Origin of the sequence: Sphingomonas metalli, from assembly GCF_014641735.1 — a bacterium.
Taxonomy (GTDB): domain Bacteria; phylum Pseudomonadota; class Alphaproteobacteria; order Sphingomonadales; family Sphingomonadaceae; genus Sphingomonas; species Sphingomonas metalli.
This window is the reverse complement of sequence record NZ_BMIH01000008.1, coordinates 1-12,488: the sequence shown is the minus strand read 5'-3', so window position 1 is coordinate 12,488 and position 12,488 is coordinate 1. Positions and strand designations below refer to the sequence as shown.

General features: G+C 65.6%; 14 protein-coding genes and 2 pseudogenes. 9 read left to right on the top strand and 7 right to left on the bottom strand.

The features are described 5' to 3' along the window. Positions 1 to 84 precede the first annotated feature (84 nt). From IEX18_RS18015 to IEX18_RS17990, 7 genes and pseudogenes are all read left to right on the top strand, one after another. Positions 85 to 414: an ArsR/SmtB family transcription factor gene (locus IEX18_RS18015; protein WP_188661176.1), complete on the top strand. Its 330-nt coding sequence runs from the start codon at positions 85 to 87 to the stop codon at positions 412 to 414. 13 nt (positions 415 to 427) lie between these two features. Continuing rightward, a pseudogene (locus IEX18_RS18720) lies at positions 428 to 940 on the top strand (arsenate reductase ArsC); the annotation flags it as partial. Between the two features lie 18 nt (positions 941 to 958). Then, positions 959 to 1,375, top strand: a complete 417-nt coding sequence (arsC, locus tag IEX18_RS18715; RefSeq protein WP_268234958.1) for an arsenate reductase (glutaredoxin) — start codon at positions 959 to 961, stop codon at positions 1,373 to 1,375. Continuing rightward, a complete protein-coding gene (gene arsB, locus IEX18_RS18005) occupies positions 1,375 to 2,436 on the top strand; it encodes an ACR3 family arsenite efflux transporter (RefSeq protein ID WP_150426767.1) in 1,062 nt (353 codons plus the stop codon). The genes arsC and arsB overlap by 1 nt, the downstream gene beginning before the upstream one ends. Before the next feature lie 12 nt (positions 2,437 to 2,448). Beyond that, positions 2,449 to 2,883: an arsenic resistance N-acetyltransferase ArsN2 gene (arsN2, locus tag IEX18_RS18000; protein ID WP_188661169.1), complete on the top strand. Its 435-nt coding sequence runs from the start codon at positions 2,449 to 2,451 to the stop codon at positions 2,881 to 2,883. Then, a complete protein-coding gene (gene arsH / locus IEX18_RS17995) occupies positions 2,883 to 3,635 on the top strand; it encodes an arsenical resistance protein ArsH (RefSeq protein WP_188661165.1) in 753 nt (250 codons plus the stop codon). Before arsN2 ends, arsH begins: the two co-directional genes overlap by 1 nt. Before the next feature lie 10 nt (positions 3,636 to 3,645). After that, a complete protein-coding gene (locus tag IEX18_RS17990) occupies positions 3,646 to 4,998 on the top strand; it encodes an FAD-dependent oxidoreductase (RefSeq protein ID WP_188661149.1) in 1,353 nt (450 codons plus the stop codon). Positions 4,999 to 5,185: 187 nt separating this feature from the next. Here the strand turns inward: IEX18_RS17990 and phoU are convergent, their stop codons facing one another. The 5 genes from phoU to pstS are packed head-to-tail and all read right to left on the bottom strand — an operon-like array spanning position 5,186 to position 9,613. Then, positions 5,186 to 5,914, bottom strand: a complete 729-nt coding sequence (gene phoU / locus IEX18_RS17985) for a phosphate signaling complex protein PhoU (protein ID WP_188661146.1) — start codon at positions 5,912 to 5,914, stop codon at positions 5,186 to 5,188. 14 nt (positions 5,915 to 5,928) lie between these two features. Continuing rightward, the gene (gene pstB / locus IEX18_RS17980) at positions 5,929 to 6,735 is read right to left on the bottom strand and encodes a phosphate ABC transporter ATP-binding protein PstB (protein ID WP_229664707.1); all 807 of its coding nucleotides are present in this window, start codon (positions 6,733 to 6,735) and stop codon (positions 5,929 to 5,931) included. After that, positions 6,732 to 7,574 carry a phosphate ABC transporter permease PstA gene (gene pstA / locus IEX18_RS17975; RefSeq protein ID WP_188661143.1) on the bottom strand — a complete coding sequence of 281 codons (843 nt, stop codon included), beginning with the start codon at positions 7,572 to 7,574 and terminating at the stop codon, positions 6,732 to 6,734. The genes pstB and pstA overlap by 4 nt, the downstream gene beginning before the upstream one ends. Next, positions 7,574 to 8,554 (bottom strand): phosphate ABC transporter permease subunit PstC, encoded by a 981-nt coding sequence (pstC, locus tag IEX18_RS17970; protein WP_188661140.1) that lies wholly within the window; start codon positions 8,552 to 8,554, stop codon positions 7,574 to 7,576. Before pstC ends, pstA begins: the two co-directional genes overlap by 1 nt. Positions 8,555 to 8,575: 21 nt before the next feature. After that, positions 8,576 to 9,613 carry a phosphate ABC transporter substrate-binding protein PstS gene (pstS, locus tag IEX18_RS17965; RefSeq protein WP_229664706.1) on the bottom strand — a complete coding sequence of 346 codons (1,038 nt, stop codon included), beginning with the start codon at positions 9,611 to 9,613 and terminating at the stop codon, positions 8,576 to 8,578. A 144-nt stretch (positions 9,614 to 9,757) separates the two neighbouring features. Between pstS and IEX18_RS17960 the strand changes: the two genes are divergently transcribed. Further along, entirely contained in the window at positions 9,758 to 10,096 is a 339-nt protein-coding gene (locus IEX18_RS17960; RefSeq protein WP_188661135.1) for an ArsR/SmtB family transcription factor, read from the top strand. Between the two features lie 57 nt (positions 10,097 to 10,153). Then, on the top strand, positions 10,154 to 10,996 hold the full coding sequence (locus tag IEX18_RS17955; RefSeq protein WP_229664705.1) for an acid phosphatase: 843 nt from the start codon (positions 10,154 to 10,156) through the stop codon (positions 10,994 to 10,996). Between the two features lie 33 nt (positions 10,997 to 11,029). Here IEX18_RS17955 and IEX18_RS17950 read toward each other — a convergent pair whose 3' ends face one another. Both IEX18_RS17950 and IEX18_RS17945 read right to left on the bottom strand, forming a co-directional pair. After that, positions 11,030 to 11,707, bottom strand: a complete 678-nt coding sequence (locus IEX18_RS17950; RefSeq protein ID WP_188661132.1) for a DUF6118 family protein — start codon at positions 11,705 to 11,707, stop codon at positions 11,030 to 11,032. Between the two features lie 33 nt (positions 11,708 to 11,740). Continuing rightward, positions 11,741 to 12,488 (bottom strand): annotated as a pseudogene (locus IEX18_RS17945) (Ti-type conjugative transfer relaxase TraA); the annotation flags it as partial.

Here is a 12,488-nt window from a genome sequence, read left to right as displayed (position 1 = left end):
GCACGTCATTCATTGAATGCCTCACATTCATATCGGTAAAAAACGATGGTTGCATTCCAATGTTCCATCGATTATTTGCGATGGATGACCGATGAAGACGCGCTTTCCTGCCTCGCCGCGCTGGGGCACCCGACGAGGCTCCAGACCTTCCGGCGTCTGGTGGAAATAGGGCCTGACGGCCTTTCGACCGGCGAGCTGGTCGATGCTGCGGGCCTCAGCCAGAGCACCTTCTCGACTCATCTGGCCGTGCTGGTCGCGGCGGGTCTGGTGACGCCGGAGAAGCGGGGCCGCCAGATGATCCAGCATGTCGATATCGCCCGCCTGCAAGCCCTGATGCTGTTCCTGGTGAAGGACTGCTGCGGGGGCCGCCCCGATCTTTGCGAACCGCTGATGGCGGAACTCGCCTGCTCCTGAAGGTATCGATCCCATGACCGACAGAATCTACAATGTGCTGTTCCTGTGTACCGGCAATTCGGCGCGCTCGATCCTGGGCGAGGGGCTGATGAACAAGCTCGGGGAAGGACGTTTTCGCGCCTTTAGCGCCGGCAGCCAGCCCAAGGGCGCGGTGCATCCGATGGCGATCTCCGTCCTGAACGGGATCGGCGTAGATACGACCGACATGCGGTCCAAGAGTTGGGACGAGTTTGCCGGTGCCGGCGCGCCGCAATTCGATTTCATCTTCACCGTCTGCGACAATGCGGCGGGTGAGACCTGCCCGGTCTGGATCGGCCATCCCACCAGCGCGCATTGGGGAATCGAAGACCCGGCAGCGGTCGAGGGAGAGGGGCAGCGCGACGCCTTCATCCGCGCCATGCATTATCTGCGCAACCGGATAAGCCTGTTTCTGGCGCTTCCGTTCGACAGCCTCGACGACATGGCGGTCCGCCGCAAGCTCAGGGAGATCGGGCAAGGCGAAGGCGCGAGCGTGCAGGCCAGTGCGGAAACACCCGGCGAAGGCATCACCATCTACCACAACCCCGATTGCGGCACGTCGCGCAACACGCTGGCGATGATCCGCAACGCCGGCATCGAGCCGGAGGTCATCGAATATCTGAAAAACCCGCCCTCGCGCGAGACGCTGGTCGATCTCATCGACCGCGCCGGCCTGACGCCGCGGGCGCTGCTGCGCGAGAAGGGTACGCCCTATGCCGATCTCGGCCTCGGCGATGAAAGCCTGTCCGACGACGTACTGGTCGATGCGATGATGGCGCATCCCATCCTTATCAACCGGCCACTGGTGGTGACGCCGCTGGGCGTCCGGTTGTGCCGACCTTCGGAAGTCGTGCTCGACATTCTGCCATCCGAGCAGCGCGGCGCCTTCACGAAGGAAGACGGCGAACGCGTGGTCGATGATGCCGGCCGGAAGGTGAACTGATGGAACAGCTTTCCAAACCCGAGCGGCTTGGCTTCCTCGACCGCTATCTGACCGTCTGGATTTTTGCCGCGATGGCGCTCGGCGTCATCCTCGGCACCGTCTTCACTGGCCTGCCGAACGCACTGCACGCCATGTCGGTCGGCACCACCAACATTCCGATCGCGATCGGGCTGATCCTGATGATGTATCCGCCGCTCGCGCGGGTGCGTTACGAGGACCTGCCCAAGGTGTTCGCCGACAAGCGGGTGCTGGCGCTGTCGCTGGTCCAGAACTGGCTGATAGGCCCGACGCTGATGTTCGCGCTCGCGGTGATCTTCCTGCGCGACCAACCCGAGTACATGACCGGCGTGATCCTGATCGGCCTCGCCCGCTGCATCGCGATGGTGCTGGTCTGGAACCAGCTCGCCAAGGGCGACAACCAGTATGTCGCCGGGCTGGTCGCGTTCAACTCGGTGTTCCAGATCGCCTTCTTCAGCGTCTACGCCTGGCTGTTCCTGACCGTCCTGCCGCCGCTGTTCGGACTGGAAGGGAGCGTCATCGACGTGAGCTTCTGGACCATCGCGGAAGCCGTGCTGATCTATCTCGGCCTGCCGTTCCTCGCCGGATTCCTCACCCGCAAGCTGCTCGTCGCGAAGCGCGGGGTTGACTGGTACGAGGGCGTGTTTCTGCCGCGGATCGGGCCGGTGACGCTGGCGGCGCTGCTGTTCACGATCGTCGCGATGTTCACGCTGAAGGGCGGCGATGTCGTGCGCCTGCCGTTCGACGCGGTGCGGATCGCGATCCCGCTGACGATCTACTTCATCGTCCAGTTCCTCGTCAGCTTCTTCATGGGCAAGCTGATCGACGCCGACTATCCGCGCACCACCGCGATCGCCTTCACCGCGTCGGGCAACAATTTCGAGCTGGCGATCGCGGTCGCGATCGCAGCGTTCGGGCTGGCGTCGCCGGTGGCGTTCGCGGCGGTGATCGGCCCGCTGGTCGAGGTGCCGGTGCTGATCCTGCTGGTGCATCTGGCGCTGCGGCTCGGGCGGCGCTGGTTTCCTGCCACAGCCCCGCGCTGATCGGACGCGACCATGACGGAGCTGACTGTCGCACCGCTCGAACCGGAACAGTTCGATGGTCTGGCGTGGTTCCTGAATGCCGCTGGGCTGCCGAGTTCCGACCTGGGCGACCCGGGGCGTACCTTCTACCGCATCGATGCCGAAAGCTTGATCGGCTACGCGGGGTTGGAAGGCGAAGGCGACGACCGGTTGCTCCGTTCGGTCGTCGTCCTTCACGATCGCCGGCGCGCCGGCTTGGGCCGCCCGCTGGTCGCCGCGATCGAGAAAGAGGCGCGCGAAATCGGTGTGCGACGCCTCCATCTTCTTACTACGACGGCCTCGGGCTTCTTTCGCGCGATCGGCTATCTCGATGCCGATCGCGTGTCGGCACCTTCGTCGATCGCCGCGTCGCGCGAGTTCACCGCGCTTTGCCCGGCCTCGGCGACCTATCTCGTAAAGGTTCTGTGATGCCGCTACGCACGCTTCCCGACCCCGACACGCTACCCGCGCTCGACCGGCGCTTCGCCTTCGACCGGCCTGCTGCCGGCCTGGGGCCGAACGATCCCCCGCCACGCATCCTGCTGCTCTATGGCAGCCTGCGCGAACGCTCCTATTCGCGACTGTGCGTCGAGGAAGCCGCGCGGCTGCTGCGCCTGTTCGGCTGCGAGACACGCATCTTCGATCCCTCGACGCTGCCGCTACCCGATCAGGTGACAGGCGACGATCATCCCGCCGTCCACGAATTGCGCGAGCTTTCGCTATGGTCGGAAGGACAGGTCTGGTGCAGCCCGGAGCGGCACGGCCAGATCACCGGGGTTATGAAGACCCAGATCGACCACCTGCCCCTGTCAATGGGAGGCATGCGCCCGACGCAAGGGCGCACCCTGGCGGTGATGCAGGTGTCGGCGGGGTCGCAGTCGTTCAACAGCGTCAACACGCTACGCGTACTGGGGCGCTGGATGCGGATGGTCACTATCCCCAACCAGTCCTCGGTCGCCAAGGCGTTCAACGAGTTCGACGAGGCCGGCCGAATGAAGCCGTCGAGCTATTACGACCGCATCGTCGACGTGATGGAGGAGCTGGTCCGCTTCACGGTCCTGCTCCGCCCCCATGCCGATGCGCTGGTGAACCGCTATTCCGAGCGCAAGGAAGCGGGCGTGCCGATCGATCCGGACACCGACCTGTCGGCCATCGCGATCGGTGCGGGCGGCAGGCGGTAAGGTGACGGCGATGCATCTGGTCATCATCGGCGGCAGCGATGCCGGGATCGCCGCGGCGCTGCGCGCGCGCGAATTGAGCAAGGACGTGCGGATCACCGTCCTCCTCGCCGACGACTATCCCAACTACAGCATCTGCGGACTGCCGTACCTGATCGGCGGTCAGACGCCGGATCCATCGAAGCTCGCGCACCGCACGACCTTCCCCGACATCGATGTGCGCCTGCGGCACCGCGTCACCGCGATCGACCCCGCCGGCAAAAGCGTATCGATCGAGCGGCCGGGCGATACGACCGAGCTGCGCTACGACCGACTGATCGTCGCGACCGGCGCAAACCCCGTTCGACCCGATATCCCCGGCGCCGATCTGCCCGGCGCCTTCGTTCTCCATACGATCGATGACGGCCTCGCCGTCCTCGATGCCGTGCGACGGCATCGCGCGGGCAAGGCCGTGATCATCGGCGCGGGCTATATCGGCATCGAAATGGCGGAGGCGCTGCAACAACGGGGAATGCACGTCACCTTGCTCAGCCGATCCGACGAAGTGATGCCCGGCGTGTTTTCCGAGATCGGCGCCATGATCCGCGAACGCCTGACCACGGAAGGCGTCGAAGTCGTGACGCAGGCCGGTGTCGAGCGGATCGAGCAGGGTATGGTCGTCGAGCAGAGACTGGTCGTCTTTACGACGGACGGACGACGCCGCCCGGCAGACCTCGTCATATTGGCAACCGGGGTACGGCCGGCGACCGATCTTGCGCGCGACGCCGGTATAGCGCTCGGGGAAGGCGGCGCGATCGCCGTTTCCGACACGATGGCGACGTCGCTTCCCGATATCTTCGCGGCCGGCGATTGCGCCGTCACCCATCATCGCCTGCATGGCAAGCCGACGTGGATCTCGCTCGGCACGATCGCGCACAAGCAGGGCCGGGTCGCCGGCGAGAACGCAATCGGCGGTTCGCGCACGTTCCACGGTATCGTCGGGACACAGAGCCTGAAACTCTACGATCTGGTCATCGCCCGCACCGGCCTGTCCGACATCGAGGCGCGGGAAGAAGGCTATGAGCCGCTTACCGTCGAAATCGGGGCGTGGGATCACAAGAGCTATTATCCCGGTGCGACCCAGATCGGCGTCTGGATCACCGGCGATGTGAAAACCGGACGGCTGCTGGGCGTGCAGATGGTGGGGCGTGCCGGCGCGGAAGTATCGAAGCGTCTCGATATCGTCGCGGCCGGTCTGTTCCACGGCATCGATGTAGATGCCCTCAACGATCTCGACCTGTCCTATACCCCGCCGCTCAGCAGTCCGTGGGATCCGGTCCAGCGCGCGGCGCAGGACTGGTCCCACGCCGCGGCCCGGCCAGGCTGATACTGGACCGGAAAATCAGCGCCGTCGTGACCGGCGGCGGGAGCGCCGCGATCCGGGCCACATGACATTGAGCACGGTGTAGCGGCGCCGAGGTGCGTGTCCTGACCTGTAAAACCGATACAGGATCGCAACGATCGCCAGAATGAAGGCGATCGCAGACAGGACGCTCGACAGCATGGTTCTGAACTCAGCGATCGGCGGGCGCAGGCAGCGGTTCATAGGCCGCGCCGGCCGTCGATGCGCGCGATGCGCCCGGTTCGCCGGTCGCCGTGTAGCAGACCATTTCGGCGATGTTGGTCGCATGGTCGCCGACCCGTTCGAGGTTCTTGGCGACGAACAACAGATGCGCGGATTGGGTCGTCTGCCGCGGGTTTTCGATCATGTGGACGAGAAGCGAGCGGAACAGGCTGTTATAGAATTCGTCCGCCGCGGTGTCCGCCTCGATCACCTGCTTCGCCAGCGCCACATCGCGTCCGATATAGGCGGCAATGGCATCGTCGATCATCCTCACGACGAGTTTCGCCATCTCGGGAACGATGACCGCCGGGGCGACCGGCGCCGTCTCGCCGATGACGGGGACGCGCTTGGCGATGTTCTTGGCATAGTCGCCGACCCGCTCCAGTTCGCCAGCGATCTTGATCGCGGAGATGATCTCGCGAAGGTCGTCCGCCATCGGTGCGCGCCGCCCGATCGTTCTGATCGCCTGCTGTTCGGTCGCCGCCTGCAACCGGTCGATTTCCTCGTCCGCCGCCACGATCGCAGCGGCACCGACGAAATCGCGGCGCACCATCGCATCGACGGCACCGAGAAGCTGTCGGCCGGCCAGTTGTCCGCTGTCGCGGATCAGTAGGCGGATATGGTCCAGCTCCTCGTCATAGGAGTGAAGCGTGTGGCGTGGACCTGCCTGCTCGGTCATATGCACGTTTCCGATCAGCCGAACCGCCCGGTGACGTAATCACGGGTGCGGTCATCCTGGGGATTGAGGAAGATGCGATCATGGTCGCCGATCTCGATCAGGTCGCCGTCGAGCATGAAAGCGGTGCGACCGGCGATGCGGGCCGCCTGTTGCAGATTGTGCGTGACGATCACGAAGGTGAACTCGCGGGCCTGCTCGACGATCAGCTCCTCGATCCTCGCCGTCGAAACTGGATCGAGCGCCGATGTCGGCTCGTCGAGCAGGATCACCTCGGGCCGCACCGCCAGCGTACGTGCGATGCACAGCCGCTGCTGCTGGCCGCCGGACAACGCCAGCGCCGAACGATTGAGCTTGTCCTTTACCTCGTCCCAGAGCGCGGCCTGGCGCAGCGAGCGTTCGACCCGTTCCTGCGTCTCGGCTTTCGACAGGCGCTCGTAGTGCTTCAGCGCAAAGGCCACGTTGTCGTATACCGACAGATTGAAGGGCGTCGGCTTCTGGAACACCATGCCGATCCGCGCGCGCAGCCCCTCCGGATCGACGCCGGCCCGCAGCAGATTATCGCCGTCGAGCAGGATTTCGCCGCGTGCCGACTGGTCGGGATACAGCTCGTAGATGCGGTTCATCGTCCGCAGCAGCGTCGATTTGCCGCAACCGGACGGGCCGATGATCGCCGTGATGCCGTTTTCGGGAATGTCGAAGCTGATCCCGTTCAGCGCCCGGTGCTTGCCGTAGAAGAATTCGAGATCGCGGATCGCGAGCTTGACCGGGCGATCGGCCGGAATCGCCATCGCCTTGAGTGCGGGATCGAGCCGGACGCTCATTTATATGTCCTCGGTCGGAGCAGCACGCGGACCAGGATGCTGAGCGCGAGCACGAAGGCGGTGACGACGAGCGCGCCCGCCCAGGCCAGCGCGTGCCAGCTTTCGTAGGGGCTCATCGCGTACTGGAAGATGACCACCGGCACGTTCGCCATCGGCGAGGCAAGATCAGCGGTCCAATATTGGTTGTTGAGCGCGGTGAAGAGCAGCGGCGCGGTTTCGCCGCTGATCCGCGCGATGCCGAGCAGCGCGCCCGTCGCGACGCCGGTCGCGGCCGATCGGTAGACGATGTGGGTTACGACCTTCCACTGCGGCAAACCCAGCGACAGCGCCGCCTCGCGCAACTGGTTGGGGACGAGACGCAGGGATTCGTCGCTGGTGCGGACCACGACCGGCACCAGGATGATCGCGAGCGCGAGACCACCCGCATAGCCCGAGAAATGCCCGGCGGGACGCACGACCAGCTCGTAGACGAAGAGGCCGATCACGATCGACGGCGCGCTGAGCAGGATATCGTTCACGAAGCGGATCGTCTCGGCTAGCTTCGAGCGCCGGCCATATTCGGCGAGGTAAGTTCCAGCGAGAATGCCGATCGGCGTGCCGATCACGACCGCGAGGCCGATCATCACCGCGCTGCCGAAAAAGGCGTTCAGGAGGCCGCCATCGGCACCGGGAGGCGGCGTCATCTCGGTCAGGAGCCTGGGACTGAGCGCTGCGAAACCCTGGCTGACGGTGGTCCAGAGAATCCACACCAGCCAGAACAGCGCGAACAGGGTCGCCGCGGTCGCTGCGATCAGCACCGCGGCGTTGACCGCTTTCCGGCGTCGGACGATCGAGCGCATCAACGGGCTTTCCGCTCGACCCGCACCAGCATGAGCTTGGCGATGGCGAGCACGATGAACGTGACGACAAAGAGGAGGAAGCCGAGCGCGATCAGCGCGGACAGGTAGATCGCCGAATCCGCCTCGGTGAACTCGTTGGCGATGGCCGCTGCGATGGAATTGCCCGGCATCAGGAGCGAGACGGAGAAATCGTGCGCGTTCCCCAGCACGAACGTCACCGCCATCGTTTCGCCGAGCGCGCGTCCGAACCCGAGGAAGATCGCGCCAATCACCGCCGAGCGGGTATGCGGGATCGTCACCTTGCGGACGACCTCCCACGGCGTTGCACCGAGCGCGAATGCCGATTCCCGAAGGGCGGGCGGCACCGCCTGGAACACGTCTCTCATCACCGAGGAGATGAAGGGGATCGTCATGATCCCGAGGATGATGCCCGCGGTCAGCATCCCGATCCCGATCGGGGGGCCGCTGAACAGGGGACCGAGGATCGGCAGGGGACCGAGCCGTTCGGTCAGCCACGGCTCGATGTGGTTCGCCATGAACGGCGCGAACACGAACAGTCCCCACATGCCGTAGATGATGCTCGGGATGGCCGCGAGCAGTTCGACCGCAAGCCCGATCGGACCACGTATCCAGCGCGGCGCCACCTCGGCCAGGAAGATCGCGATGCCGAGGCTGATCGGGACCGCGATCAGCATCGCGATCGCCGAGCTGACGAGCGTGCCGTAGATCGGCACCAGCGCGCCGAACCGCTGCCCGACCGCATCCCAATCGCTGCCGGTGATGAAATCCCAGCCGAAGGTCCGGAAGGCGAGCCGCCCGCCCCACGCCATCGAGGCGGCAGCCGCGACGAGCACGAAAAGGACGAGCCACGCGGCACCGGCGGTCAGCCAGCGAAATGCACGATCGCCGCGCGTCGCCGCGTGTGCGCGGCGCGGTCGGAACGCGGGCGCGTCCGGCTGCGTGATGACAGAGGCGTCCATGTCGGTGCCCTCGACCCGCCGCTACTTGATCGTGGAGGTCAGATAGGCATCGACCTGTTTCGCCAGATCGGGCGGCAACGGCACGTAATCGAGGGCGGTTGCCTCGGCCTGGCCCTTGGACAGCGCCCACCGGAAGAACTTCAGCGCCGCGGCCGATCGCTGCGGGTTCTTCGACGCCTTGTACATCATGACGAAGGTGGTCGCCGTGATGGGATAGGCATCCTCACCGGGCGCATTGGTCATGACGAGGTGGAAATCCTGCGCGTGCGCCCAGTCGGCATGAGACGCCGCGGCCTGGAACGAAGCCGCGCTGGGCGCGACGAACCTGCCGGCCGCGTTCTGCACCTGCCCGAACGTCATCCTGTTCTGGATGACATAGGCGTACTCGACATAGCCGAGCGAGTTGGGGATCTGGTTCACATAGGCGGCGACGCCTTCGTTACCCTTGCCGCCGACGCCCACCGGCCATTGGACCGATGTGCCTTCCCCGACCCTGGCCTGCCATGCCGGGCTGATCTGGCTCAGATAATGAACCCAGTTGAAGGTCGTGCCCGACCCATCGGAGCGGTGGACGACGGTGATCGGTTTCGCCGGCAGCGACACGCCGGGATTGAGGCGGGCGATTGCCGGATCGCTCCAGCTCTTCACCTTGCCGAGATAGATGTCCGCCAGAAGCGGGCCGGTGAAGCGGAGCTGGCCGGGCTTGATACCGGCAATATTGACGACGGGGACGACACCGCCGATCACCAACGGAAACTGACCGAGGCCGGCCTGCGCCAGTTCGGCCGGGGGCAGCGGTTTGTCGGACGCACCGAAATCGACGGTGCCGGCCTTGATCTGCGCGATCCCTCCGCCGGAGCCGATCGACTGGTAATTGACCCGGTCGCCTCCACCTTCGGCATAGTCGGCCGACCATTTCGACAGGATCGGATAGACGAAGGTCGATCCCGCGCCGGTGACGCCGTTCTGACCGGTCGGAACAGGCGCGCCGCCATTGTCGGAACAGGCCGCCAGCGAAAGAGCGGCGAGCGCGATCGGCAGCCGCGAGAAGATCGTCATGGTGATCCTTGTCATGCGTGACCGGAGCGGACTGCCTTTGACAATCCAAGATAGATTCGTAATATCCGGATTATTAGATATCCCAAGTTGCAGAAACATGACAAGCGACAAACGCCGGAGGCTTCGATAACCATCCTCCCCGATATGAACGCCGATCTCGCGATGGCCGGTCTGGGAGCCTTGTCCCAGACGACACGACTGGACACCTTCCGCCTGCTGGTCCGCCATGAACCCGATGGCCTGCCCGCCGGCGAGGTCGCGCGACAGCTCGACGTGCCCCAGAACACGATGTCGGCGCATCTCGCCGTTCTTGCGCGCTCCGGATTGGTCCGGTCCGAACGGCGCAGCCGCTCGATCATCTACCGGGCCGATCTCGATGCGCTGCGCGGACTCATGCTGTTTCTGGTGAAGGACTGTTGCGAGGGGCGGGCCGAACTGTGTCACCCCCTTGCCGACGAATTGCTCGCCTGCCGCGCCGCCTGAACGGCCAAGTCGGGGCTGGCATCCGAACGAGGCGGCGTCGCGCCTCCAGGAAGAGAGATGATACGGATGAAAAAGCTCGGACAGGTTATTTCAATCGTGGCTCTGGCCTGTGGATCGGTAGCGGCCCTGGCCCAGTTACCGGTGCCCGGTCGCGCCAGTGCTGCGATCAGCGGCTATCTGGCTCCCGATGCTTTCGACATCCTGCGCGTCCTGCCTCCCGCGCCCACGAAGGACGATCCCCGCTACAAGGCCGATCGGGAGACGTTTCGCAAGACGCGCAGCTTCTACGGCACGCCGCGTTGGGATCTGGCCGTCAACGACGTGAAGCTGAAGCCCGAAGACATGATGCGCGATTTCAGTTGCGCGGCGGGTGTGACCCTCACGCCCGGCAATGCCCCCAAAACACTGGCCGTCGTCATGCGCGCGGCGCGCGACACGCAGCGCAGCTCCAACACGGCCAAGCAATTCTACAAGCATCCGCGGCCCTATCAGCTCGACCGCGGTCGTATCTGCCAGCCTGCGACGGAGCTTGCCGACAGCCCCGATTATCCGTCCGGACACACGACCTATGGCTGGACCTGGGCGACGCTGCTCGCCGAACTCATGCCCGATCGCGCGACGGCCATTGCGGCGCGTGGGCGGGCCTATGGCGAAAGCCGGATCATCTGCGGCGTCCATAATCGCAGTGCGGTAGATGCCGGCCTCATGACTGCTTCCGCGACCCTGGCCGCGGTCCAAAGCTCGCCGGTATTCCAAAGCGACCTCGCTGCGGCACGCGCCGAAATCGACCGCCTGCGTCGCGATCCTTCCATCCCGCCTCCCGCGCAATGTGACGCGGAAGAAAAATTGACCGCGCAGCCATTGTTCACACCGAAGGCACCACGCACGCGGGGCGGATAAACCAACGACAAATTCCGCCCCCTGAAGCCGTGGTTACTTCGGCCCAATCCGGATCGGACAGCGCACTTTCTCGCCTGCCCTGAGCGCCTGCTTGCGGCAGACTTCCAGTTCCTTGCGATTATCGGTGACGATCCGGTCGCCCGCGGCGATATTGGCGAAGGCATCCGGCGCTGCGGTCCGCATCATGCGCTGCCCGCCTTCCCACATCGGCATGCCGAGCGTGCGCGCCGCCATCCGCTCCGGCCATTGCCAGCCTGTCGGCACTGAACGCGCCACGATGCCGGCGAACACTACCCATACGATCATGCCGACGACGATCCCGCCGATCGTCGCCCGGACCAGCCATCGGTTCTGTTCGTCACCGCGACGGGCTGATGCCGCGACGCCCTGCAGGGCGCGCGTGGCGTCGCGCAGCTCGCCGGCCGCGGTCTTCACCGCCTGCCGATCCTCGGCGACGGCACCCGTGATGCGGTTGGCGACCTGGCGGGCGACCGCTTCCTCCTCGATCGCCTTCCGCATGAACTCGGCGCGCTGGAGGGTGGCGTTCGCCAGCTTCGTGATCTGGCCCAGCGTCTCGCCATAATCGGGCGGCTCGGGTCGATCGTCGCGCGCCGCGATCCCCTCGATCGCGCGCCTGAGCAACGCCAGCTCGCCGCGCACGCCTTCGAACGCTTCGGCCGCGGCATCCCGTTCATGATCTTCCTCGTCCATCCCGCCTCCTTCTCGTATCCGAAAGCACGAACTCTAGCGGCTCATGCCCCTGTCACGGTCGATCGCCGGCCCGATCGATCGCGCCAGCGCATCGCCGATCGACCGCTCACGCTCGATCCTGATTTCCAGCTCGGGCGCACGACGGCGCAGCGCGGACTCAAGTTGCGGATCGCGGGCAAGCCCGCCCGCCGCGTGCGCCATGCGCCCGCGCGTCTTCTCCGCACCTTCATGGTCGCCGGCCCGTTCCAGGCTGGCACGCTGGCGCTGCATCGCCTGCCAGCCCGTCACGAACCGATCGGCGCGTGCGTCCGGATCAAGCCGGATACGCTGCTCCTCGGCCATCGCGCGCGCCGCACCGCCCGTGTTGCCGCCCGATGCCTGCTCGATCAGCGACGGATCGCGCCGGATCGCCGCGGCGAGATCACGCGCGGCATCGGGCCGGACGGCGTCCAGCGCTGCGCCAGCCTTGCGCAGCGCGTCTTCCTGATAGGGCAGCACGGGCAAGTCCCTGGCTCTCTGCCGGGCGATATCGCCGGCGGCACGGGCATAGTGTCCGATCGCTCTGGCCTGGTCGGGACGGTCAGCGCCGATCGCCGCCCCGCCCCGCTCGGGTGCCGCTGCCTTCTCCATCGCGGGCTTCGGTTTGAACCCCGCGAACATGCCCCGCGCCTTGTCGCGCACATGTCCGACCACCTGGCGCGCGAGTTCCGGGAACCGGATCTCGCGCCGATCGGCGAACGCGCGGGCATGGTCCTGCTCGCCGCGTGTCGGCGCATAGTCG